Annotated in this window: 18 protein-coding genes; 14 read left to right on the top strand and 4 right to left on the bottom strand. The window is 69.0% G+C overall.

Annotated features, from left to right (window positions below; all coding sequences use genetic code 11):
• The first annotated feature begins 3 nt into the window (after positions 1-3).
• From AB9O74_RS01975 to tkt, 7 genes are all read left to right on the top strand, one after another.
• Entirely contained in the window at positions 4-927 is a 924-nt protein-coding gene (locus AB9O74_RS01975) for a DUF58 domain-containing protein (protein WP_176988340.1), read from the top strand.
• Complete coding sequence (locus AB9O74_RS01970; RefSeq protein ID WP_369348207.1) at positions 924-1,385, top strand: DUF4381 family protein; 462 nt, start codon at positions 924-926, stop codon at positions 1,383-1,385. The genes AB9O74_RS01975 and AB9O74_RS01970 overlap by 4 nt, the downstream gene beginning before the upstream one ends.
• Complete coding sequence (locus AB9O74_RS01965) at positions 1,382-2,389, top strand: VWA domain-containing protein (protein WP_176988342.1); 1,008 nt, start codon at positions 1,382-1,384, stop codon at positions 2,387-2,389. Before AB9O74_RS01970 ends, AB9O74_RS01965 begins: the two co-directional genes overlap by 4 nt.
• Positions 2,386-4,137 carry a VWA domain-containing protein gene (locus tag AB9O74_RS01960; protein ID WP_369348206.1) on the top strand — a complete coding sequence of 584 codons (1,752 nt, stop codon included), beginning with the start codon at positions 2,386-2,388 and terminating at the stop codon, positions 4,135-4,137. The genes AB9O74_RS01965 and AB9O74_RS01960 overlap by 4 nt, the downstream gene beginning before the upstream one ends.
• A complete protein-coding gene (locus AB9O74_RS01955) occupies positions 4,134-5,837 on the top strand; it encodes a BatD family protein (protein WP_369348205.1) in 1,704 nt (567 codons plus the stop codon). The genes AB9O74_RS01960 and AB9O74_RS01955 overlap by 4 nt, the downstream gene beginning before the upstream one ends.
• A gap of 67 nt (positions 5,838-5,904) precedes the next feature.
• A complete protein-coding gene (locus tag AB9O74_RS01950; RefSeq protein ID WP_369348204.1) occupies positions 5,905-7,254 on the top strand; it encodes a dicarboxylate/amino acid:cation symporter in 1,350 nt (449 codons plus the stop codon).
• 151 nt (positions 7,255-7,405) lie between these two features.
• A complete protein-coding gene (gene tkt, locus AB9O74_RS01945) occupies positions 7,406-9,415 on the top strand; it encodes a transketolase (RefSeq protein WP_369348203.1) in 2,010 nt (669 codons plus the stop codon).
• A gap of 104 nt (positions 9,416-9,519) precedes the next feature.
• Here tkt and AB9O74_RS01940 read toward each other — a convergent pair whose 3' ends face one another.
• Positions 9,520-11,472, bottom strand: coding sequence for an acetyl-CoA hydrolase/transferase C-terminal domain-containing protein (locus tag AB9O74_RS01940; RefSeq protein ID WP_369348202.1), 1,953 nt, complete (start codon positions 11,470-11,472; stop codon positions 9,520-9,522).
• Between the two features lie 214 nt (positions 11,473-11,686).
• Between AB9O74_RS01940 and AB9O74_RS01935 the strand changes: the two genes are divergently transcribed.
• Genes AB9O74_RS01935 through AB9O74_RS01925 form a run of 3 tightly spaced genes read left to right on the top strand, consistent with a single transcriptional unit; the run spans position 11,687 to position 13,831 of the window.
• Positions 11,687-12,052 carry a BlaI/MecI/CopY family transcriptional regulator gene (locus AB9O74_RS01935; protein ID WP_369348201.1) on the top strand — a complete coding sequence of 122 codons (366 nt, stop codon included), beginning with the start codon at positions 11,687-11,689 and terminating at the stop codon, positions 12,050-12,052.
• Positions 12,045-13,256 carry a TonB family protein gene (locus tag AB9O74_RS01930; RefSeq protein WP_369348200.1) on the top strand — a complete coding sequence of 404 codons (1,212 nt, stop codon included), beginning with the start codon at positions 12,045-12,047 and terminating at the stop codon, positions 13,254-13,256. The genes AB9O74_RS01935 and AB9O74_RS01930 overlap by 8 nt, the downstream gene beginning before the upstream one ends.
• Positions 13,256-13,831 carry a hypothetical protein gene (locus tag AB9O74_RS01925; protein ID WP_369348199.1) on the top strand — a complete coding sequence of 192 codons (576 nt, stop codon included), beginning with the start codon at positions 13,256-13,258 and terminating at the stop codon, positions 13,829-13,831. Before AB9O74_RS01930 ends, AB9O74_RS01925 begins: the two co-directional genes overlap by 1 nt.
• 52 nt (positions 13,832-13,883) lie before the next feature.
• On the opposite strand, the gene AB9O74_RS01920 is transcribed toward AB9O74_RS01925, so the two are convergent.
• Together AB9O74_RS01920 and AB9O74_RS01915 are read right to left on the bottom strand one after the other, a co-directional pair.
• The gene (locus AB9O74_RS01920; RefSeq protein WP_369348198.1) at positions 13,884-14,690 is read right to left on the bottom strand and encodes an MBL fold metallo-hydrolase; all 807 of its coding nucleotides are present in this window, start codon (positions 14,688-14,690) and stop codon (positions 13,884-13,886) included.
• Positions 14,691-14,700: 10 nt separating this feature from the next.
• The gene (locus AB9O74_RS01915) at positions 14,701-15,516 is read right to left on the bottom strand and encodes a S1/P1 nuclease (protein WP_176988351.1); all 816 of its coding nucleotides are present in this window, start codon (positions 15,514-15,516) and stop codon (positions 14,701-14,703) included.
• Between the two features lie 121 nt (positions 15,517-15,637).
• Between AB9O74_RS01915 and AB9O74_RS01910 the strand changes: the two genes are divergently transcribed.
• Positions 15,638-16,339, top strand: coding sequence for an aspartate/glutamate racemase family protein (locus AB9O74_RS01910; protein WP_369348197.1), 702 nt, complete (start codon positions 15,638-15,640; stop codon positions 16,337-16,339).
• Between the two features lie 415 nt (positions 16,340-16,754).
• On the opposite strand, the gene AB9O74_RS01905 is transcribed toward AB9O74_RS01910, so the two are convergent.
• Complete coding sequence (locus AB9O74_RS01905; protein ID WP_369348196.1) at positions 16,755-17,384, bottom strand: OmpW family protein; 630 nt, start codon at positions 17,382-17,384, stop codon at positions 16,755-16,757.
• A gap of 200 nt (positions 17,385-17,584) precedes the next feature.
• Here AB9O74_RS01905 and gap point away from each other — a divergent pair, with 200 nt between their 5' ends.
• The 3 genes from gap (at position 17,585) to AB9O74_RS01890 (ending at position 22,833) form a co-directional block, all read left to right on the top strand.
• Positions 17,585-18,586, top strand: coding sequence for a type I glyceraldehyde-3-phosphate dehydrogenase (gene gap / locus AB9O74_RS01900; protein WP_121039371.1), 1,002 nt, complete (start codon positions 17,585-17,587; stop codon positions 18,584-18,586).
• Between the two features lie 180 nt (positions 18,587-18,766).
• Positions 18,767-21,451, top strand: a complete 2,685-nt coding sequence (locus AB9O74_RS01895; RefSeq protein ID WP_369348195.1) for a DUF2339 domain-containing protein — start codon at positions 18,767-18,769, stop codon at positions 21,449-21,451.
• A gap of 14 nt (positions 21,452-21,465) precedes the next feature.
• Entirely contained in the window at positions 21,466-22,833 is a 1,368-nt protein-coding gene (locus AB9O74_RS01890; RefSeq protein WP_369348246.1) for a DUF3999 domain-containing protein, read from the top strand.
• Positions 22,834-22,984: the final 151 nt, after the last annotated feature.

Here is a 22,984-nt window from a genome sequence, read left to right as displayed (position 1 = left end):
GCGATGGACACCCCCGCGCAGAGCGCCACGCCGCTGGAGGGCGATGGCCTGCGGCCGAGTCTGGCCGAGCTGGTGGCGTTGCGCCGCAGTGCGCACCGCGCACCGCCGGCGCGGCGTGGCCGGCTGGGTCATGCCGGCAGTGCGCCGTCGCCCGCACGCGGACGCGGCATGGAGTACGCCGAGTCCCGGGATTACGTGCCCGGCGACGACGCGCGGCATATCGACTGGCGTGTGACAGCCCGCACCGGACGCGCACATACCAAGCTGTTCCAGGCCGAACGCGAGCGGCTGACGCTGCTGGTCGCCGATACCGACCCGGTGCTGTATTTCGGCACCCGCGTCCGCTTCAAATCCGTACAGGCCGCGCGCGTCGGCGCGGTGGCAGCGTGGCTGGCGCAGCGCCAGGGCGACCGCCTTGCGGCCGTGCGCGGCAGCACCCAGGAACCGCCGATCGCACCGGCCGGTGGCACCCGCGGCGTGTTGCGCGTGCTCGATGCGCTGACCCGCTGGTACGCCGAACCGCCCGCCGAGGATGCCGGGCTGGACCGCGCGCTGGAGCAGGCGGCACGGCTGCTGCGCCCCGGTGCGCGCGTGGTGGTGCTGGCCGATCCGGCGCGTGCGGCCACGATCGGCAGTGCCCGCTGGGCCGCGCTGGCCATGCACCACGAAGTGGTGGTGATGCTGCTGGTCGATCCCCTTGAACTGGCGCCCCCGGCCGACGCGCTGCCGTTTCTCTCGCAGGGCCGTCGCGTGCTGCTCGATCTGGGCAGCACTGCGGTGCGCGAGCACTGGCGCGAGCGGTTCGTGGCGCCGCTGGAGACGCTGCAGAACAGTCTGGCCGCGCGCCGCATCCAGGTGCATGTGGTGGCCACCGACGACGCCAGCGACAGCTGGTTGAGTCCGCTGCCGACCGCGGTGGTGGCATGAGCGCCGCCGCCTCGCTGCCGCTGCGCGATGTGCAGTTGCCGCCCTCACCGCCGTGGTGGCCGCCGGCGCCCGGGTGGTGGCTGGTGTTTGCGGCCCTGGCGCTGGTGGTGGCCGCGATCTGGGCCTGGCAGTGGCGTCGGCGGCGTACGCGCCAGCGCTGGCTGGCGCTGTTCGATGCCCAGGTGGCCCAAGCCGGCTCGCCGGTCGCCGAGATCGCGGCGATCGCCGACCTGCTGCGCCGCGCGGCGCGCCAGCATCAACCCGGCGCCGAACGGCTGCAGGGCAGTGAATGGCTGGCCTTCCTGGATGAGAAGAACAGCCGCGCCTTCTCCGATGGCGATGGCGCGCTGCTGCTCGACGGCAGCTACCGCCCAAGTGCCGACGCCGAAGCGGTGCAGCGTCTGCGCGTCCTTGCACGCCGCCGTTATCTGTCGCTGCTCGCGGAGCGGCGCCGATGATCGCGATCACCCTGCCGACGTGGTTGAGCTGGCTCGACAGCCTGGCCTGGCCGTGGATGCTGCTGGCGCTGCCATTACCGATCCTGATGCGCTGGTGGCCGTCACGGCCCGGCGCGGGCGCGGCACTGCGCGTGCCCTACGCGGCCGATCAACTGCAGTCGCTGGGCGCTGCCGCGGGCGGTGCGGGCCCACGCCTGGGCCGCGCGCTGCTGTGGCTGGCGTGGGCTTGCCTGTGCGTGGCGGCTGCGCGACCGCAGCAGCTCGGTGACGCGGTGACACCGCCGCAGCAGGGCCGCCAGATGATGCTCGCGGTGGACGTCTCCGGCAGCATGAGCGAGGCGGACATGATGCTCGGCAACCAGGTGGTCGAGCGACTGACCGCGGCCAAGGCCGTGCTTGCCGACTTCCTGGATCGTCGCGTCGGTGATCGCGTCGGCCTGCTGATCTTCGGCGAGCGCGCCTACACGTTGACCCCGTTGACCGCCGACCTCACCAGCGTGCGCGATCAGCTGCGCGACAGCGTGGTCGGCCTGGCCGGGCGCGAGACCGCGATCGGCGACGCGATCGCGCTGGCGGTCAAGCGCCTGCGCGAACAACCCGAAGGCCAGCGCGTGCTGATCCTGCTGACCGACGGCGTCAGCAACGCCGGCGTGCTCGAACCGCTGCGTGCGGCCGAACTGGCCCAGGCCGAAGGGGTCCGCGTCTACACCGTGGCGTTTGGTGGCGACGGCGGCATCAGCCTGTTCGGCGTGCAGATCGCGCCCGGCGAAGATCCGGTCGACGAAGCCACGTTGAACAAGATCGCCGAGCTCACTGGCGGCCGCTCTTTCCGGGCGCGCAATACCGATGAGCTGGCCGGCATCTACGCCGAGCTGGAACGCCTGGAGCCGGTCAGGTCGGCCGGGCCGGCAGTGCGGCCGCGGATCGAGCGTTACGCAGTGCCGCTGGCGTTGGCACTGCTGCTGGCCGGACTGGCGTGGCTGTTGCCGAGGCGCTGGACATGACCGCAAGCTGGAACGCCCTGCATTTCATCCGCCCCGATGCGTTGTGGGCGCTGCTCGTGCTGCCGCTGCTGGTGGCGATCTGGTGGCTGCGCCGGCGTCGCGCCAATGTCTGGCGCCAGACAGTGGATGCGCATCTGCTGCGCCATCTGCTGGTAGGCCGCGACCGTCGCGCATGGGGTGGGCTGATCCTGTTGCTGCTGGGGGCGGTCATCGCCATCGTGGCGCTGGCCGGTCCCTCGTGGCGGCAGGTCGCACAGCCGTTGTGGCAGACGCCGTCGCCGCTGGTGGTCGCGCTGGACCTGTCCTCGCGGGTGACCGCGACCGATCTGCCGCCGTCGCGCCTGCTGCAGGCACGCGCGAAGCTCGCCACGCTGCTGCGCGAGCGCCAGGGTGGCGAAGTCGCCCTGCTGGTGTACGCCGACGATGCCTATGCCGTGGCGCCATTGACCGACGACATGGCCAATGTCGCGCTGTACCTGGATGCGTTGGCGCCCGATGTGATGCCCCGCGATGGCCAGCGCGCCGACCGCGCGCTGGAAACGGCAGTCAAGTTGCTGCAGCAGTCCGGCGCGCGCGGCGGCGACATCCTCCTGCTCACCGACCGCGCCGATGCCGATGCCGAACAGGCGGCAGCCGCGGCCCGTGCGCAGGGCTTCATGGTCTCCGTGCTCGGGCTGGGTACGCCGCAGGGCGCGGCCTATCGCAACGGCGAGGGTCAGATCGTGCGGGCGCGCCTGGAAGAGGGCTCGCTGCGCAGCGTCGCCAGCCGCGGTGGCGGTCGCTATGCGCGCGTGGCCAGCGATGACAAGGACCTGGCCGCGCTCGACGTGTTGACCCCGCGCGTCAGTGCCGATGACAGCCGTGAAGGGCACGGCCGCACCTGGCGCGATGAAGGCTTCTGGCTGCTGCCGCCGCTGATGCTGCTGGCGCTGGTCGCGTTCCGTCGGCGCGGGGCCCTGGCGGTGCTGGTGATGATCGCAGCGCTGCCGATGGCGATGCCGATGCCGGCGCACGCCGCCGAAGGCACGTGGTGGCAACGCGCCGACCAGCTCGACCAGCAACGCCTGTCCACCGGGGTGGATGCGTACCGCAAAGGCGATTTCAAGGCCGCGCAGCAGCAGTTCGAGGGCATCGATACCGATGCCGGCTGGTACAACCTGGGCAACGCGCTGGCGCGCCAGGGACAGTACGATGCCGCCATCGAGGCCTACGACCGCGCGCTGAAGAAGCACCCGGGCATGGCGGATGCGGTCGCCAATCGCGCGGCAGTCGATGCCGCCCGCAAGCGCAGATCGCCGCAGAACAACGACCAGAACAACGATCAGAAAGACGGAAAGCAACCGCCGTCCGACACGTCCGACCCCGGCAAGAAACCGGGCCAGGGCCAGAGCGGTGACGCTGCGCCACCGCAGGACAAGGGCCAGCAGGGCCAGTCACCGCCGCCCACGTCCGGTGAGCCGAAGGACGGCCAATCCAAGGGCGGGAAGTCGCCGCCGCAGGCCGCCGACAGCCAGGCGCAGGCCGAGGCCGACGCCGCCCAGCGCGAACGCATGCAGCAGGCCATGCAGCGCCAGGGGCAGGGCGACGGCAACGACAAGGCGCAGGGCCAGGTCAGCGGCACGCCGCAGCAGCGCGAGCAGCAGCAGGCGGTCGAAGCCTGGATGCGCCGCGTGCCGGATGACCCGGGCAGCCTGCTGCGGGCCAAGTTCCAGCTGGAAAACGAACGCAGGAAACGGGAAGGGCGATGACACATTCCACGATACAGCGCTGGTTGCGCGCCGGGCTCGCCCTGCTGCTGTGCGCGAGCATGGCCGCGCACGCGCAGACCCGCGCGTGGCTCGACCGCGAGCAGATCACCGACGGCGACACCGTCACCCTCAACATCGAATCCGATGCCGGCGGCGGTGCACCGGACTACGCGCCGCTGCGGGCCGATTTCGACCTCAGCAGCCAGACCAGCAGCCGCCAGATGCAGTGGAGCAACGGCGCGACGACCTCGCGCGCGCTGTACGCCGTGGCACTCACCCCCAAGCGCGCCGGCACCCTGCAGATTCCGGCGCTGCAGGTCGGCAGCAGCCGGACCCAGCCGCTGACCCTGCAGGTCGGCGCCAGCACCGCGTCCGCGCCGGCGGCGGCCGCGGGCAATGCCGCCGTGTTCCTGGAAACCGAGGTCGACGATTCCTCGCCGTATGTGCAGCAGAGCGTCGGCGTGGTGGTGCGGCTGTTCTACGCCGCACAGCTGCTCAGTGGTGAACTGGTGCTCGATACGCCGGCCGGTGCGTCATTGCAGCGCGTCGGCGAAGACCGCACCCAGGTGCGCGAGGTCAACGGCCGCCGCTACAACGTCGTGGAGCGGCGCTTCCTGCTGATCCCCGAGCGCAGCGGTCCTCTGGCGCTGCCGGCGGCGCAGTTCAACGGGCGCAGCGCGGGCGGCTTCTTCGATGACATGTTCGGCGGCGATGGCCGCCTGCGCGCGGCCTCCGCGCCGCGCACCCTGCAGGTCCAGGCGCAACCGGCCTCGGCACCGCAACCGTGGCTGCCGCTGCATGGGCTGCGCCTGCGCTATACCGCTGCGCCCACCACCGGCCGTGCCGGTGAAGCGGCCACCGTGGTGGTGGAGGCCGTGGCCGAGGGCGCGACCAAGGCGCAGTTCCCGGAACTTCCGGTGCCCGACGTGGGCCCGGGCGCCCAGGTATTCGCCGAGCCGCCGCAGTTCGATGAAACCTTCAATGGCAGCACGCCGCAGCTCACGCTGACCCGTCGCTTCGCGATCGTGCCGCGCCAGGCCGGGTCGCTGACCGTCCCGGGCCTGCGCATGGCGTGGTGGGACGTGGCGGCCGGCCAGGCGCGCACGGCCAGCCTGCCGGACCTGCAGCTGGCGATCACCGCCGGGGTGGCCGGCAGCGCCGCGCCGACCCTGCCGGTGGACACCACCTCGGCGCTGCCGGGCGAACCGGCGGCCGCCTCCCCGGACCTGCAGCTGGCACCGACGCAGGCCGCAGCGCGGCCGTGGGGCTGGATCGCGCTGTCGGCCGGCCTGGCGGTGCTGTGGCTGCTGACCCTCGCCTGGGGCTGGCGCCGACGCGCTCGTCCGCGGGTCGTGCGGGGCGGCGAGGGCACGGCGTCCTTGGCTCCATCAGCGGGCAAGTACACCCGCGCCGACCTGCGCCGGGCCATGGAAGCCGATGGGTTCGACGAGATCATCGTCGTGCTGGCCGGGATGGGCGGCGTGCAGACCCTGGAGCAGGTGCTGGAGCGCCTCGACGACGCTCAACAGCGCGACACGTTGATCCGGATGCAGCAGGTCCGCTGGGGCGGGCAGGGCGGCGATGTCGGCGAGGCGCGGCAGGCGCTGCGGCGGGCCTTCCATGACGGACCGCACTGGCGGGCGTCTGCGGCCGCAACCGACAATGGTCTCGCGCCGTTGTACCCGCCTGCGCATTCATAAAAAGGCGTGTCGGTCAGGGCGGCCGGCTTTGCTAAGCTGATTTCATTTTTTCGAGGAACGCCGCTCCATGACTGAGGCCGCAACGACCCGGCAGAAACTGCCTTTGCACTGGAAAATGGGCATCGGCTTCATCATCGGCCTGGTCCTCGGGCTGACCGTCCATGCACTCGGTGGCAGCATCGACGGCCTGCATACCGGTGCCAAGTGGGTGATGGATTACATCACCACCCCGGCCTCGGGCCTGTTCCTCAATCTGATCTTCATGCTGATCGTGCCGCTGATCTTCTCGGCGCTGATCATGGGCGTGTCGGAGATGGGTGACATCCGCGCCCTCGGCCGCATCGGCTGGAAGACCCTGGCCTACACGATCCTGCTCTCCGGCATCGCCGTGGGCATCGGCCTGGTGCTGGTCAACGTGCTCAAGCCGGGCGTGGGCGTGGACCCGGTCGTGGCCGCGCAGATGCTTACCGAGAATGCCGAGCGCAGCAAGGAAATCGTCGCCGGCATCCATGGTGTGCCGAAGGGCATGGACATGCTGCTGTCGATCGTGCCGAGCAACGTGGTCGAGGCGGCCTCCAGCAACGGCGCGATCCTCTCGCTGATGTTCTTCGCGTTGATGTTCGGCATCGGGATGGTGCTGACCGATGAGGCGAAGGTCGCCCCGCTGCGTCGCGCCATCGAAGGCATCTTCGAAATCTCGATGACCCTGATCAACCTGGTCATCCGGCTGGCCCCGTACGCGGTGGCCTGCTTCATGTTCAACCTGGCGGCCCTGTTCGGCTTCGAGCTGATCATCCGCCTGGGCGCCTACGTGGGCGTGGTGGTGCTGGCGCTCGGGCTGCACATGGTGGTGACCTACGGCGTCGCCGTGTGGCTGTCCGGCCGTTCGCCGCTGGCGTTCTTCCGCGATACCCAGGAAGCCACCGTGATGGCCTTCTCGACCGCCTCCAGCAACGCCACCCTGCCGACCGCGCTGCGCGTGGCCGACCAGATGGGCCTGCCGCAGAAGGTGTCGCGCTTCGTGCTGACCGTGGGTGCGACCGCCAACCAGAACGGCACCGCGCTGTTCGAGGGCGTGACGGTGATCTTCCTGGCGCAGTTCTTCGGGGTGGACCTGAGCATCGGCCAGCAGATCATGGTGATGGCGGTCTGCATCCTGGGCGGCATCGGCACCGCCGGCGTGCCCTCCGGCTCGCTGCCGGTGGTGGCGATGATCTGCGCCATGGTCGGCGTGAATCCGCTGGGCATCGGCCTGATCCTGGGCGTGAACCACTTCCTGGACATGTGCCGTACCGCGCTGAACGTGACCGGCGATCTGGCCCTGACCACCCTGGTGGCCAAGGGCGAGGTGGACGAGGGCCCGGTCGTGGCCGCAGTGGCCCCGGCCCCGGCACCCGCTCCGGCCCCGCGCGACTGAGCCTGCGCAGGCTTGCGGGTTCCCGACGCCCCGCCTTGTGCGGGGCGTTGTCGTTAAGGGCCTGGCCTGTCTCCGGCCTGACCCCGCCGATCACCTGTGGGACAATGGGCTGCCCGCAGCTCCGCGGGAGCCTCCCGACTCCGACAGAACCATGACGCAGCCTACCCGCCGCCAGTTGGCCAATGCCATCCGCTTCCTCGCCGCTGATGCGGTCGAAACCGCCAAGTCCGGTCATCCCGGCATGCCGATGGGCATGGCCGACATCGCCGAAGTGCTCTGGAACGACTACCTCCGTCACAACCCGAAGAATCCGAAGTGGTTCAACCGCGACCGCTTCGTGCTGTCCAACGGCCACGGCTCGATGCTGCAGTACGCGCTGCTGCACCTGAGCGGCTACGACCTGCCGATCGAGCAGCTCAAGCAGTTCCGCCAGCTGGGCAGCAAGACCGCCGGCCATCCGGAACACCATGAAACCCCCGGCGTGGAGACGACCACCGGTCCGCTGGGTCAGGGTCTGGCCAACGCCGTGGGCTTTGCCCTGGCCGAGAAGCTGCTGGCACAGCGCTACAACCGCCCGGAACACGAGATCGTCGACCACCGCACCTGGGTGTTCCTGGGCGATGGCTGCCTGATGGAAGGCATCTCGCATGAAGCCGCCTCGCTGGCCGGCACCTGGGGCCTGTCCAAGCTGGTCTGCTTCTGGGACGACAACCACATCTCCATCGACGGCAACACCGATGGCTGGTTCACCGACAACACCCCCGAGCGTTTCGAGGCCTATGGCTGGAACGTGGTGCGCGGCGTCGATGGCCACGATCCGGAGAGCATCAAGTCCGCCATCGACAGCGCGCTGTCGCAGTTCGACAAGCCGACCCTGATCTGCTGCCGCACCACGATCGGTTTCGGCTCGCCGAACAAGGCCGGCAAGGAATCCAGCCACGGCGCCCCGCTGGGCAAGGATGAGCTGGAAGCGACCCGCAAGCAGCTGGGCTGGCCGTACGGCCCGTTCGAGATTCCGGAAGAGATCTACGCCGGCTGGCGTGCCGGCGGTACCGGCACCCTGCGCCAGGCCGAGTGGGAGCAGCAGTTCGACAAGTACGCCGCGCAGTACCCGGCCGAAGCCGATGAGCTGATCCGTCGTTCGCACGGCGAGCTGCCGGCCGATTTCATCGCCAAGGCCGATGCCTACATCGCCCAGGTCCAGGCCGACGGCCAGACCATCGCCTCGCGCAAGGCCTCGCAGCTGGCGATCGAAGCCTTCGCGCCGCTGCTGCCGGAACTGGTGGGCGGTTCGGCCGATCTGGCGCACTCCAACCTGACCCTGTGGAAGGCCAGCAAGTCGGTCGCCACCGACGACCCGAACGCCAACTACGTCTATTACGGCGTGCGCGAGTTCGGCATGACCGCGATCGCCAACGGCCTGGCCCTGCATGGCGGTTTCATCCCGTTCGACGCCACCTTCCTGGTGTTCAGCGATTACGCCCGCAACGGCGTGCGCATGAGCGCGCTGATCCCGGCCCACGCGATCCACGTGTACACCCACGATTCGATCGGCCTCGGCGAAGACGGCCCGACCCACCAGCCGGTGGAGCACCTGGCCTCGCTGCGCTACATCCCGAACAACGATGTGTGGCGTCCGTGCGATGCGGTCGAATCGGCGGTCAGCTGGAAGTCGGCGCTCACCCGCAAGGACGGTCCGAGCTGCCTGGTGTTCAGCCGCCAGAACCTGCCGCACCAGCCGCGCAGCACCGAGCAGGTCGCCCAGATCGCGCGCGGTGGCTACGTGCTGGCCGACGCCGAAGGCGGCGTGCCGGACGTGATCCTGATCGGCACCGGTTCGGAAGTGGGCCTGGCCGTGACCGCCAAGGCGGAACTGGATGCCGCCGGCATCAAGACCCGCGTGGTGTCGATGCCGTCGACCGACGTGTTCGAGCGCCAGGATGCGGCGTACCGCGAGTCCGTGCTGCCCAACGCCGTGCGCAACCGCGTGGCCGTGGAAGCCGGCGTCACCGGTTTCTGGCGCCAGTACGTCGGCCTGGACGGTGCGGTGGTGGGTATCGACACCTTCGGTGCCTCGGCACCGGCGGAGGCGCTGTACAAGCACTTCGGCATCACCGCCGAGCACGTCGTGGCCGCGGCCAAGGCGCAGCTGGCGAACTGATCGCGGCGCCGGGCTCAGCCCGGCCGCTGCAACACGAAAGGCCGGGGATATCCCCGGCCTTTTCGTTTGTTGAGGGGGGGATCCACGCATGGCGTGGATCTACATCACACTGCCGCCGTGCGCGCCAATCCCAACCGCACCAACCGCGCCTCGATGCGTTCGCCGAACGTCTTCGGCGCCTCCAGCCCCATACGCTGCAGATAGGCCTGATCGCCATCGCCGGCAGGTTGGGCCACCGCGGCCAGCACCGTGCGCAGCTTCGCCATCGGCGTCTGCGTGTTCTGCTTCAGCCAGCCCAGCGCCTTGACCAGGTGCTGCTCGACCTCGGTGAAATCGCTGCCCAGCGGGTAATCCGGCAGCAGCCCGGACTGGCGGAACGGCGCCAGCGACGCACTGACCGCCGCGGCCGTGTTGCGCTGTCCATCGGCGGACGGAGTGAAACCGGTCGCCAGCTTCTTCGAGGCTTTCGCCGTATCCAGCAACGCGGCCTGGAACTGCGCATCGGTGATCGCGGCCATCGCGATCACGCAGTCCTCGTCGGTCATGTTGCGCAGGTCGGCGATGCCGTACTCGTTGATGTAGAGATCGCGCAGGTGCCGGGGGATCGTGGTGTGTCCGTAGTTCCAGCGCACGTTGGACTGCAGCGTGCCCTTGTCCTCGCGGGTGGCGCGGAATATCAGCGCACTGCGCGCGCCGGGCAGGGCATGCGCCATCGCCACGAAGTTGTACTGGCCGCCCACGCCGGAGACCACGCGGCCGTCGTCGAGCGCATCGGAGACGGCGGCGCCGAGTGCGGTGGCCATCATGCAGGAGTTGAAGAAACGCGCATCGCGTCGCTGCATCCGCTCCAGCGTTTCATCGCCGCCGTAGAGCTGGTTGATCTCGCTGATCCGGCGCATGCCGATCGCGCTGCGCTCGTCATCGGGCAGGTCGCGCAGCCACTGGTAGAACTCCGGCGAGCCCAGGTAGAACGCGCCGTGCAGGTACTCGCCCTCGGCCTCGAGGGTGGCGTAATCGGTGGTCCAGGCGGTGCCGTTCTCGATCCGCTGCAGCAGCGCCAGATCGTCGTGCACCTTGCGCCGGATCACGCCGGTCTGGACCAGCCGGCGGAAGCCCTCGTTGAGCATTTCGCTGCAGCCGTACAGGCCGATATCGAACGGCTCCAGGCCACCGCACTCCAGCACGGTCGGGTGGCTGGCCAGGCTGGGATCCAGCGCCTGCAGGATCTGCCGGTAGCGGGCGTTGTCGGTATGCCGCAGCACCAGTGCATGGCTGAGCGCATCGGCCAGCGTACCGATGCCGATCTGCAGCGTGCCGCCATCGCGCACCAGCGTGCTGGCATACAGGCCGATCGCGTAGTCGGCATCGCTGACCGGCTGGCGCGGCAGGCCGAACAGCGCCGGATACGGCCCCGGTGGCGTGATCACCAGATCGAAGAACGACACGTCGACCGTGGCCGAACCGGCCAGGTAGGGCAGTTGCGGATCGATCTCGGCGATCATCAACGGGCGGGGTAACCCGCGCGCGACCATCGCATCCAGCGTGTCCTGGGTGATGTCGTTGTTGCATGACAGCGACAGTCGCCGATCATTCGCGCGCATCGCCACTTTCTGCACGATCGCGTGCGGCGCGCGCTGCGCCACCGCGTCGGCGGCGTGCGTGTAGTTCAGGCTGGTGTAGCTGCGCTGGGCCTGCGACGAGCCAAGCAGCGCGCCGGACTGCATGTAGAACTCTTCCACCTGCACATGCGACGGCAGCTGGTCGCGCACCATCGCATCGGCGTAGGCCAACCGCGGGAAATCCTCGCCGAAATGACGCTCGGCGAACGGCTTCATGAAGCGTGCCTCCAGCCCCGCACCCCCGCGCGGCGGATTCAGCGACAGCGCGGTATACAACTGCAGTGGCCGCGAAGCATCGTTTTCCACGCGTGCATACAGCGCGTTGAGCAGCCGGTGCGGCTTGCCCAATGCAAGCGGGGCGCCGATGCGCAGGGGGCCATCGACCCGCTGCAGCAGCCAGTCGACGGCGGCGTCCAGGTCGGTCAGGTGTTCGGTCATGCGGCGCTATCCTGCGAAATCATGCGGATCATTACAGCATTTCCGGTTTGAACAGACGGCGACGCGAGACTTCATCGAGTTTTCGGTAGCGTCTCATCGAGGGCTCCGTGGGGCATGCGCCGATGCTGGCAGCGGCTGCATGAACCGGCTGTCGAAGGGTTGACACTCCCTTCGATTACGGGCGTAATCGGATTGTCGATTACGGGTGTAAATGATGAGCCAGATCAGTGAGGCCGAAGCCGTGGTGATGGAGGTGCTGTGGCGCAGCCATCCGCTGGGCGCCGACGATGTAGTGGCCGCGCTGGCCAGCCGCGACTGGGCGGAGCCCACCATCAAGACGCTGCTCAACCGGCTGCTGACCAAGGGGGCGGTCAGCGCCAGCCGCGACGGACGCCGCTATCTGTACGCGCCGGTGCTGCAGCGCCAGGCCTGGGTGGCCGAACAGAGTGAAGGCTTCCTCGGTCGCGTTTTCGACGGTCGCGTCGCGCCGCTCGTGGCGCACTTCAGCCAGCGCGGCGAGCTCAGCGCGCAGGACATCGCCGAGCTCAGAAAGCTGATCCAGGAGATGGACCATGACTGACCTGCTCGATGGACTGCTGCAGGCCAGCGTGTGGCTGTCGGTGGCGACGCTGGTGCTGGCCGCGGCCAGGCCTCTGCTGCTGCGCCTGGGGGGCGCAGCGCTGGCCTACCGCAGCTGGTGGCTGTTGCCGCTGATGCTGATCGCCCCGTACCTGCCGCTGCAGCGGCTGCCGATCACAGAGACGGCGCCGGTCATGGCGATGGCGTCGGTCCTGCGCGCGCCGGCCGTGCCCACCGACACCTCGCAGTGGCCGCTGCTGCTGTTGACGGTGTGGCTGCTCGGGGCCGTGGGGACGGCCTGCCTCGGTTGGCGGGCGCAGCGGCGCTTCGAGCATGCACTGGGCGCGCTGCAGCCGCGGGGGGATGGCAGCTGGCAGGCCAGTGGCGATCCCGGCCTGCCGGCGCTGGTCGGTCTGTGGCGACCGCGGATCGTGGTCGGTCCTGATTTCGAGCAGCGTTTCAGCCCGGCCGAGCAGGACCTGATCCTGCGCCATGAACACAGCCATCGACGTCATGGTGATCCTTGGGCAAACGCTGTGCTGGCCCTGCTGCGCTGCGTGTTCTGGTTCCACCCGTTGCTGCCGTGGGCCGCGCGCCGGTTCCTGCGTGACCAGGAATTGGCCTGCGATGCCCGCACGGTCGACCCGCATCCGGCCCTGCGCCGTCTTTACGCCACCGCGCTGCTCAAGGCGCAGTTGGTCCACCCGGTTGCGCCGATGGCCTGCCACTGGCGCAGCCAACCGATGTTGAGGGAGCGTATTGCGATGTTGAAGGAACACAAGCGCAGGACGGTGCCGTGGTTGACGGGGCAGATGATGGTGATCGGGCTGTGCGTGGGGATGGGGACCGTGGCCTGGGCTGGCCAGGGCAGTGCGGTCGCGGCCGCGAGCGGGATCGGTGGGGGCGCCGTGGTGGCCGATCGCACGGCCATTGCCCACAGAATGCCGCCACCGTCCTACCCGAAGATCGCCGTCGAGCAGCGTATCGTCGGCAAGGTCGTCGTCCGGGTGGACGTCGATGCGGACGGCAAGGCGACCGACGTCCGCGTCCTCGACGCAACTCCGGCGGGCGTGTTCGATGACGCGACGGTCGCTGCCGCGAAGCAGTGGACCTTCGAACCGGCGATCAGAAACGGCAAGGCGGTGGCCTCGGCGCTGAAGATTCCGGTCACCTTCGCGATGGATGACGAGGAGTCCGCGCCGTGATGCGCGTGACGCGCGCGGCAGCGACCGTGCTGTCGGTGGCCCTCCTGGCAGGCTGTGCCGGCCACGACCAGATCACCACGGTGGACACCCGCGCCGAGAACGTGGGCCACCAGCGTCTGGATCCGGACATCGGCGCTCAGGGGAGCGGAAAGGTGGAGACGTATCAGCTGGGGCCGACCGAGGGCTACCGGATGCCGCAACTCAATGCGGGGCCTGATCCGGTTGTCGGTGATCGCGATCCGCGCCGCGCGCTGGCACCGACGACGGTGTGCCTGCAGCTGGTGATCGATGCGGAAGGCAAGGTCGAACGCAGTCTGCCAGTGAGCGATCGCAGCGACTGTGCCGCCGGCAATGCGCCTGAGAACGCGCCCCTCATGCAGGCTGCCCAGGAAGCGGTGGCGATGTGGCGCTTTGTACCTGCGGCCGTCTGTCATTTCCCTCCGCAGCGCGTGCCGACGGATCGGGGCAACTGCGAGGGCGCCGAGCGCATTGAACCGGTGCCGGTGAGCCTGCTGTATGGCTTCACGTTCGAGATCGTGAAAGGGCAGCACGTGGTGCGCCGGCAGGGGCGCTGAGGAAAACGACGGACGGGTCGCACGTTGCAGGGGAGCCGGCCAGCGGCCGGCACTACCTCGGCGGGCCGCCCTGGATGTTCGCCTTCACCGAGGGCTGCATCAGTTTCGGCTCGGGCAGGGTGGCATCACGCGCCTGGCGGGTGGCAACGAACTCGGCCTCGCTGATGCCGCCATGCAGGTGGATGTTGTGCGTGCGCTGCGCGCCGATGGTGGTCTGGTTGGCGACCTCGCGGCCGCCCGGGCCGTAGTCGTGGCAGATGAACACCCGCGTCGCGTCCGGCAATGCCAGTAATCGCTGGATCGAGCGGTACAGCTGCGCCGCGTCACCCCCCGGGAAGTCGCAGCGGGCGGTGCCGCCGTCCGGCATGAACAACGAGTCGCCGGTGAACAGCGCGTCGCCGATCCGATACGCGACGCTGTCACTCGTGTGTCCCGGCACCGCGATCACCTCGGCCTCGATTCCTCCGAGCGTGAAGCGCTCGCCATCGGCGAACAGATGATCGAACTGCGAGCCGTCGGTCGGAACATCGAGCGCGTAACGCGGTGCGAAGGTGCGCTGGACCTGCACGATGCCCTGGCCCATCGCCAGCGTAGCGTCCGGCCACTGGGATTTCAGCCAGCGGCCGGCACTGACATGGTCGGCGTGGGCATGAGTGTCCAGCAGCCAGTGCACCTGCAGGCCGTGCCCGCGTACATGCGCAAGCAACGGCTGCAGCGGCCCGGCGCCAAGTGCATCGGTGTCCGGGTCGTAGTCCAGCACGGGGTCGATCACCGCCGCCTGCAACGTCGCCGGGTCATGCACCACGTAGCTGAAGGTGTGGCTGTCCGGGTGGAAGAAACTGGCGACGTGCAATGGCATGGTACTGACCTCAGCGCTTGCCCAGGGTGTCGTTGAGCAGCACCGCCAGGCGTTCACCGGCCAGGCGCAGCTCGCGCTCGGCGACCGGGCGATAGGTCGCCGCATAGCTCGGAGCCAGCGTACGCTTGTCCGGGTAAACGCCAGGTGCAATGGCGATCCGGCAGCTGGCTTCGGCCCACTGCACGGCATCGACATCGATGTTCGAACGCTTGCCGAGCGTGGGCTTGGGCAGGGCGAGCAGGCGCTTGAGGTACTGGTCGTCATCCAGCTTCTGCTCGTTCAGCATGCCGCTGTCCCACAGCGAGTGCAGGTTGGTACCGCGGTTGTTGAACTGCACCTGGAAATCGTTGCCGCCCTTGTCGTGGCCGTAGCCGGCATGCATCGGCTGGTGGATGTCGCCGGCGAAATGCACCACGAACTTCAGCGCCTGCGCGCGCTCGGCGTCGGACCTGCTGCGGTCGCCGAGGATCGCGGTCTGCGCCTTCAGCGCCTCGACCACGCAGTTGCCGTTCCTGCAGTGCTTCTGCACCTCATAGTGGCAATCGTCTTCGCCGATGTTGACGTAGTGCCAGCCGGCCGAGCGCTTGCCCAGCCCCGGGTCCTTGGCACGCAGCTCATCGGCCCACGGGGCGATGGCGTGCAGGGTCGGGTCCGGTTCGGCGGCGAGCAGGCGGTCGACCTCGGCCTGGGCCTGCGGGGTCAGCCGGGTTTCGGCGATCCGCGCCACCAGCCGGTGGCCTTGCGCGCCCCAGGCCAGGGCATCGGTGGAGACAAGGGTGAGGGCCAGCGCGAGGGCGGTGGCCGGAAGCAGGGAAGGCATTTTCATCCGCGGCATTCTAGCGGGCCGGCCGCCGTGCCGGCTTGCCAGGATCTGGCCGGCTGCAGCGCCGGTCAGCTTGGGCTAGGCTCGCCGGGTGCCTGGCATCGGGCGGACACCGGAGGTACCCATGGCCCACATCGTTGGCCTGATCGGCGGCATGAGCTGGGAAAGCTCGGCCCACTATTACCGGCTGATCAACGAGCAGGTGCGCGACACGCTGGGCGGCCTGCATTCGGGCCGGATCCTGTTGTGGTCGTTCGATTTCGCCGAGATCGAGGCACTGCAGCATGCCGGCGACTGGGACACCGCCACCCAGCGCGTGATCGATGCCGCCCAGCGGCTGCAGGGCGCGGGTGCGACGGCCATCGTGATCTGCACCAACACGATGCATCGCATGGCCGACGCGGTGCAGGCGGCGATCGCGATTCCCCTGCTGCACATCGCCGACCCGACCGCCGAGGCGATCAAGGCCGCCGGGCTGCAGCGGATCGGCTTGCTGGGCACCGCGTTCACCATGGAGCACGACTTCTACAAGGGGCGGCTCACCCGGGCGCACGGCCTGGAGGTGCTGGTTCCCGAGGCCGATGATCGCGCGGCGGTGCACCGGATCATCTATGACGAGCTGGTGCAGGGGCGGGTGCTGCCGGCGTCGCGCGAGGCGTTCCGCGCGGTGATGCAGCGGCTGGTGGAGCGCGGCGCGCAGGGCATCATCCTGGGCTGCACGGAGATCATGCTGCTGGTCGGCGCGCAGGATGCGACGGTGTCGGTGTTCGATACGACGACGCTGCATGCGCAGGCCGCAGCGCGGCATCTGTTGGCCGCAGGGTAACCGCGAGCGTCACGCGCCGCAGCGACCGGCAGGCTCCTCGGCAAATGTCCCCCGGCCGCCCCCTGGCGGCGACGGCCTCCTCCTTTATTTTGCCCAGGAGCCTACCAGCCGCTACGGCGCTCGGCCTGCGGTACTCGCAAGGCGCACGGGCGCACCGGCGTTTGGTGTGCGGCGCCAATGGTCTGGATACGTGGGTCGCGATGCCCTTGTGGGCGAAATCAAGGAGGAGGGGGCGGCCGCAGGCCGACGCCGGGGGACATTCGCCGGCAAGGGCATCGAGGCCCAGCGCCCGACCCACTAACCGCCGCCTCAGGCGTACCACGAAGGTGGAAGAAGAACCAAAAAAAACCCCGGCCGAAGCCGGGGAAACTGTCTTGCTGCGAGGGTGTTGCCTTGTTGGGTTCTGATCCGCCGATCAGAACTTGAACACGTACGACACGCCGTAGGCGAGCGGGTCGATGTTGACGGTGCCGATCTTTTCGCCGTCGAGCTTGACCTTGCTGTCGATGTCCATCCAGCGCACGTCCACGCGCAGCGAGCCCTTGTCGTTGATCGCGAAGTCCACGCCGGCATGGGCGGCCAGGCCCCAGGAGTCTTCCATCTTGAGCTTGCTGCCGGCCAGCGCGCCGCCGGTCTTCTCGCTGAAGAAGGTGGTGTAGTTGATGCCGGCGCCCAGGAACGGGGACACCTTGCCCGTGCTGTTGAAGTGGTACTGCAGCGACACCACCGGCGGCAGGTGCTTGGTGCTGCCCACGTTGCCGAGGCCGGCGATGTTGATGTCGTGCTTGAACGGCAACGCGGCCAGGAGCTCGATGCCGAGGTTGTCGGCGATGAAGTACTCACCGGTGATGGTCGGCTTGATGTCGTTGTCGACGTCGACCTTCAGCGTGCCGCCGGCCAGCGAGCCGTTGTTGGACTTCGGGGCGACCTGGTGCACGCCGGCACCGATCGTCCAGTCGCCCTTGGACTGGGCCATGGCGGGGGCGGCGGCCAGCGCCAGGGCGGCGGCCAGGCTGGAGAGCAGGAGGGGGGAGGTCTTGCGCATGAGACGGTCTCGTGGCGGGTTGGAATGGCGCCAGTTTTCCCGCCCGCGCCGCTGTGCGCCTTGATCCGGATCAATCCGGGTATTTACCGTTGTAACCGGTTCCCATTCGTCTTCCCCGGGCCGGGCCGGTTCCGGCCCTGCTAGAATGAACACCCCTTTCCATCGGCGCCGCACCGTCGCGGCTGCAGGAGCTTGTGAACATGGCAATCAAGGTTGGCATCAACGGTTTCGGTCGCATCGGGCGCAACGTGCTGCGTTCGGCCGTGCTGAACTTCGGCAATGACATCGAAATCGTCGCCATCAACGATCTGCTGGAGCCGGACTACCTGGCGTACATGCTGAAGTACGACTCCGTGCATGGTCGCTTCAAGGCCGACGTGGAAGTGTCCGGCAACGACCTGCTGGTCAACGGCAAGAAGATCCGCCTGACCCAGGAACGCGATCCGGCCAACCTGAAGTGGGACGAAGTCGGCGTGGACGTCGTCATCGAATCCACCGGCCTGTTCCTGACCAAGGAAACCGCGCAGAAGCACATCGATGCGGGCGCCAAGAAGGTGATCCTGTCGGCGCCGTCGAAGGACGACACCCCGATGTTCGTGTTCGGCGTGAACGACAAGACCTATGCCGGCCAGGCGATCGTCTCGAACGCCTCGTGCACCACCAACTGCCTGGCCCCGCTGGCCAAGGTCATCAACGACAAGTGGGGCATCAAGCGTGGCCTGATGACCACCGTGCACGCCGCGACCGCGACCCAGAAGACCGTCGATGGCCCGTCCAACAAGGACTGGCGCGGTGGCCGTGGCATCCTGGAAAACATCATTCCGTCCTCGACCGGTGCGGCCAAGGCCGTCGGCGTGGTGATCCCGGAATTGAACAAGAAGCTGACCGGCATGAGCTTCCGCGTGCCGACCTCGGACGTGTCGGTGGTCGATCTGACCGTCGAGCTGGAGAAGGAAGCCACCTACGCCGAGATCTGCGCTGAAGTGAAGGCACAGAGCGAAGGCGCGCTGAAGGGCATCCTGGGCTACACCGAAGACAAGGTCGTGGCGACCGACTTCCGTGGCGAAACCCACACCTCGGTGTTCGACGCCGACGCCGGCATCGCGCTGGACAGCACCTTCGTCAAGCTGGTGTCCTGGTACGACAACGAATGGGGCTACTCCAACAAGTGCCTGGAAATGGTCAAGGTCGTCGCGGCATAAGCCAGCGCTGCCCCTGCGTCATTCCACAGACCCCGGCCCCGTGCCGGGGTCTGTCGTTTCAGGCGGACCATTCATGCCCGTGATCCCGCGCGTACCGCCGATCCATTAGCATGGCCCGCGTGCCGCCGGCACTGCGCCTGCCCGGTGCAGCCGTGGCAACCCTCTTGAGGATGGCCTGGAATGGAAGCTCTGATTGTCCTGCTGGTGCTGGTACTGCTGGCGATCCCGCTGCTGCTGATCGTGGCCCTGGTGATGATCGCGGGCCTGCGCCGCCGCGTGGCCGCGCTGGAACACCGCGCGGCCGAGTCCGCCTGGGACGCCGCGCCGGCGCCAGCCGAACCCGAACGGCCGCTGCGCTGGACGGATATCGAATCCGTCGACACCGTGGCCGCGCCGCTGGACTTCGCCCTGCAGCCCGGGGTCAAGAGGCCCGTCGAGACCGCGGATACCGTGGCTGCACCCGCAGCGGCGGCCGCCATGCCGCCACCGCTGCCGTCCTCGGCGTCGATGCCACCCAGGCCCGCACCGCCGGTGGTGCCGGTTGAACCGCAGGGCCCAGGCATCGGCGAACGCATCGTCGGCACCATCAAGCAGTGGTTCACCGAGGGCAACGTGCCGGTCAAGATCGGCATGCTGGTGCTGCTGGCCGGTGTGGCCGCGCTGCTCAAGTACGCCAGCGACCAGGGCTGGTTGAACGCCCCGATCGAGCTGCGCCTGGCCGCCATCGCGGTGGCGGCGCTGGCCGGGCTGGTGTTCGGCTGGGTGCAGCGCGATACCCGGCGCCTGTTCGCGCTGGCGCTGCAGGGCGGGGCGATCGGCGTCCTGCTGCTGACCATCTTCGCCGCGTTCAAGCGCTACGACCTGATTCCCGCCGTGCCGGCTTTCGCGCTCAGCGTGCTGCTGATTGCCGGCATGGGCGTGCTGGCGGTGGTGCAGAACTCGCGCACGCTGGCTGTGCTCGGCATCCTGGCCGGCTTCATGGCGCCGATCTGGCTGTCCACTGGCAGCGGCAACCATGTCGCGCTGTTCTCGTATTACGCCGTGCTCAATGCGGCGATCCTGGCGATTGCCTGGTGGCGTCCGTGGCGCGCGCTGAACCTGCTCGGTTTCGCCTTCACCTTCGGCATCGGCACCGCCTGGGGCGTGCTCCAGTACAGCGCGGACAAGTTCGCCAGCACCGAGCCGTTCCTGCTGCTGTTCTTCGCCTTCTACCTGCTGATTCCGATCCTTTATGCGCGTCGGCAGAGCGCGGAGAAGCGCGACCTGATCGATGGCAGCCTGGTGTTCGGCACGCCGCTGATCGCGTTCTCGCTGCAGGCCGGCCTGCTGCATGACGACCGCCTGCTGCTGGCGTTGTGCTCGCTGGCACTGGCTGCGTTGTATGCGGGTCTGGCGTGGGTGCTGATCAAGCGCGAGCGCTATGCCGCGCTGGGCCAGTCGCATGCGGTACTCGCGGTGGGCTTCGCCACGTTGGCGGTGCCGCTGGCGCTGTCCGCACGCGCCACCGCCAGCGTGTTCGCGCTGGAAGGGGCGGCGCTGGCCTGGCTGGGCCTGCGCCAGCAGCGCTGGCTGCCGCAGATCGCCGGTGCGCTGCTGACCCTGGGCGCCGCGTTCGGCTTCGTGGTCGGCGCGGACTACTGGCATCTCGATGCCACGGCCATCGCCAACCCGACCTTCATGAGCGGCCTGCTGCTGGGGTTGGCCGGGTTCGCCGCGGCCTTCAGCTATCGCCGTGCGCAGCAGGATGCGCCGGCCATCGTCTACTACCTCTGGGGCCTGCTGTGGTGGCTGGGCAGCGTCAGCCACGAGATCCTGCGCTTCGTCGCCCACCGCAGCGAGCCCGATGCGGTGCTGATCGCTGCGGCGGTGACCGGTTGGCTGGCCGCCGAGATGCATCGTCGCTGGCCGGCGCGCGCGCTGGTGCTGACCACGCTGGCGATGGTGCTGGCCGCGTTCCCGTTGGCGCTGTGGCAGGCCGATGTGCACGATCAACCGTTCGCCGGCTACGGCGCACTGGCCTGGGCGGTGTTCGCGCTGCTGGGCGTGCGCAGCCTGTGGTGCCTGCGTGCGGGTGACGACCGCACGTCGCTGGCGGCGCAGTTCCTGTGGTGGCTGCTGTGGCCGACCGTGGTGTCGCTGGCCTGCCTGTGGCTGGCCGACCGCTTCGCGCTGGCACAGGGCTGGGGCCTGGCGTTGATGCTGCTGCCGTGGCTGCTGGTTACTGCAGTGGCGCTGCTGCGCTGGCCGTGGCTGACGGTGCCGCTGGGCGAACGCTTCGATCGCATGCGCGGCGCGTTGCAATGCACGCTGTTCGCCGTGCTCGGCGTGAGCTGGACGGGCCTGCTGCTGGTGCCGGCCGGCGCTGCGCCGCTGCCGTGGTTGCCGCTGCTCAACCCGGTGGAACTGGTGCAGCTGGCAGTACTGGTGCTCGCCGCGCGCTGGCTGTGGTCCGGACAGGCGCCGGAGGGCCTTCGCGCGATCCGCATCCCGGTGCTGGCGATTGCCGGTTTCGTCGCGCTGACCAGCATCACCCTGCATGCCGTGCATCACTGGGGCGGGGTGCCGTGGAACGAGCGCCTGTGGTCCTCGACCCTCGCCCAGACCAGCCTGACCGTGGTGTGGAGCGTGCTCGGCGTGATCAGCTGGGTGTGGGGCTCGCGCCGCGGGCAACGCGTCCTGTGGCTGGTGGGTGCGGTGCTGATGGGCGTGGTGCTGGCCAAGCTGGTACTGATCGATCGCCAGCATCTGGGCAACCTGCTCGGGATTTCTTCTTTCATCGCCTACGGCCTGCTGTGCACGGTCGTGGGCTATCTGGCACCGGCGCCGCCGCGCGCGCCGGACCCCGCCGTGGAGTCGCAGTCTTGAAGACCTTTCGCCCGCTGATCCTCCTTGCCGCGCTGGCGCTTCCGGCGCTGGCCCAGGCCCAGGCCCAGGCCCAGGCCCAGGCCGCCGATGGCCGCCAGGCCTATCGCCAGCAATGGCCGCTGCAGCTCGCGCAGCCGCAGGCGGGTGCGTACCGGTTGACCCTCGACGAAGGCGTGTACCGCACCGCGGTGTCGCCACGTCTGGCCGATGTGCAGGTGTTCAACGCGCAGGGCCAGGCACTGCCGTCGGCGTTGTTGGCCGCCGACCAGCCGCTGGCGCAGGCACCGCAGTGGCAGACGCTGTCCTGGTTCCCGCTGCCGCCGATGGCCGGCACCTCCGGCGATGACCTGCAGCTGCTCACCGAGCGCAACACCGACGGCAGCGTGCGCCGGGTCGAGGCGCGGCTGGGGCGGGGCGGGGCGGCCGGACAACCCGCAGGCTGGCTGATCGACGCCAGCGCGCTGAAGACCGGCGTGCAGGCGCTGCGCCTGGACTGGCAGACGCAGGCGCCCCTGCAGGCGCGCGTGCGCGTGGAGATGAGCAACGACCTGCGCGACTGGTTGCGCATTGCCGATGACGTGCCACTGGTCGACCTGCAGCACGAAGGCCGCCGCCTGCAGCAGCGCCGCATCGAGATCGCCCGCCAGGCGCGGTATTTCCGCATCCTGCCGATCGGTGCCGATGCCTTGCCGGCGCTGTCCACGGTGCAGGCCGAGCTGGCGCCGACCGCGCAGGCGATCGCCTGGCGCTGGCAGTCGCTGACCGGCACCGCCGGCAAGCCCGGCGAGTTCGAGTATCAGCTTGATGGGCGCTTCCCGATCGCGCAGGCCGATATCGCGACGGCCGACAACAGCGTGGTGCAGTGGACGCTGCTGAGCCGCGACGATGCCGACCAGCCGTGGCAGGTGCGGGCCGGCCCTTGGGTGGCCTATCAGCTGCAGGACGCCGCCGACCGCCGCCAATCGCAGACCCAGCCGCTGGCGCGCAGCACGCGCGACCGCTACTGGAAGCTGGTGGCCGGCCAGCCGCAGTCGATGCCGGCCCCGACGCTCAAGCTCGGTTACCAGCCCGAAGCGCTGGTGTTCCTCAGCCAGGGCGAGCCGCCCTACACGGTAGCCGCCGGCAGCGTACGCGCGGAGCGCCAGGATGCCCCGGTTGCCACGGTGATCGCGCAGCTGCGCGAACAGCACGGCGCGCAGTGGCAGCCGGCGCAGGCGAGCATGCAGGGCGAACCGCAGGTACTCGCTGGCGATGCCGCGGTAGCGCCGCAGCGCGACTGGAAACAATGGCTGCTGTGGGCGCTGCTGGTGATCGGCGTGCTGATCGTCGGCGGCTTCGCAGTCAGCCTGCTGCGCCAACCAAATAGGGACGGAGGTAGTTAAGCGCGCTTAACTACCTCCGTCCCCGTTAAGAAGCGCGACGACCAACGGTCGCCGCCTACCTCCGTTCCTGTCATGAATTTGCGATGCACCGCGCCAGCCGGGACAATGACGGCCTGCGCCGTGCGGCGCCCTTCCTTCTTCAGAGCCAAAG

The organism is Stenotrophomonas sp. JAG2 (assembly GCF_041080745.1).
GTDB classification, from domain to species: domain Bacteria; phylum Pseudomonadota; class Gammaproteobacteria; order Xanthomonadales; family Xanthomonadaceae; genus Stenotrophomonas; species Stenotrophomonas maltophilia_AA.
Note: the sequence above shows the minus strand (reverse complement) of the source record. Positions and strands in the feature narration are given on the sequence as shown.

Excerpts from the sequence above, each read along its gene's own strand:
- AB9O74_RS01970 (WP_369348207.1), top strand. The coding sequence starts at position 924 with ATGAGCGCCGCCGCCTCGCTGCCGCTGCGCGATGTGCAGTTGCCGCCC.
- AB9O74_RS01895 (WP_369348195.1), top strand. The coding sequence starts at position 18,767 with ATGGAAGCTCTGATTGTCCTGCTGGTGCTGGTACTGCTGGCGATCCCG.
- AB9O74_RS01915 (WP_176988351.1), bottom strand. The coding sequence starts at position 15,516 with ATGAAAATGCCTTCCCTGCTTCCGGCCACCGCCCTCGCGCTGGCCCTC.
- AB9O74_RS01955 (WP_369348205.1), top strand. The coding sequence starts at position 4,134 with ATGACACATTCCACGATACAGCGCTGGTTGCGCGCCGGGCTCGCCCTG.
- AB9O74_RS01920 (WP_369348198.1), bottom strand. The coding sequence starts at position 14,690 with ATGCCATTGCACGTCGCCAGTTTCTTCCACCCGGACAGCCACACCTTC.
- AB9O74_RS01960 (WP_369348206.1), top strand. The coding sequence starts at position 2,386 with ATGACCGCAAGCTGGAACGCCCTGCATTTCATCCGCCCCGATGCGTTG.
- AB9O74_RS01905 (WP_369348196.1), bottom strand. The coding sequence starts at position 17,384 with ATGCGCAAGACCTCCCCCCTCCTGCTCTCCAGCCTGGCCGCCGCCCTG.
- AB9O74_RS01975 (WP_176988340.1), top strand. The coding sequence starts at position 4 with ATGGACACCCCCGCGCAGAGCGCCACGCCGCTGGAGGGCGATGGCCTG.
- AB9O74_RS01965 (WP_176988342.1), top strand. The coding sequence starts at position 1,382 with ATGATCGCGATCACCCTGCCGACGTGGTTGAGCTGGCTCGACAGCCTG.
- tkt (WP_369348203.1), top strand. The coding sequence starts at position 7,406 with ATGACGCAGCCTACCCGCCGCCAGTTGGCCAATGCCATCCGCTTCCTC.
- gap (WP_121039371.1), top strand. The coding sequence starts at position 17,585 with ATGGCAATCAAGGTTGGCATCAACGGTTTCGGTCGCATCGGGCGCAAC.
- AB9O74_RS01935 (WP_369348201.1), top strand. The coding sequence starts at position 11,687 with ATGAGCCAGATCAGTGAGGCCGAAGCCGTGGTGATGGAGGTGCTGTGG.
- AB9O74_RS01930 (WP_369348200.1), top strand. The coding sequence starts at position 12,045 with ATGACTGACCTGCTCGATGGACTGCTGCAGGCCAGCGTGTGGCTGTCG.
- AB9O74_RS01940 (WP_369348202.1), bottom strand. The coding sequence starts at position 11,472 with ATGACCGAACACCTGACCGACCTGGACGCCGCCGTCGACTGGCTGCTG.
- AB9O74_RS01950 (WP_369348204.1), top strand. The coding sequence starts at position 5,905 with ATGACTGAGGCCGCAACGACCCGGCAGAAACTGCCTTTGCACTGGAAA.
- AB9O74_RS01925 (WP_369348199.1), top strand. The coding sequence starts at position 13,256 with ATGCGCGTGACGCGCGCGGCAGCGACCGTGCTGTCGGTGGCCCTCCTG.
- AB9O74_RS01910 (WP_369348197.1), top strand. The coding sequence starts at position 15,638 with ATGGCCCACATCGTTGGCCTGATCGGCGGCATGAGCTGGGAAAGCTCG.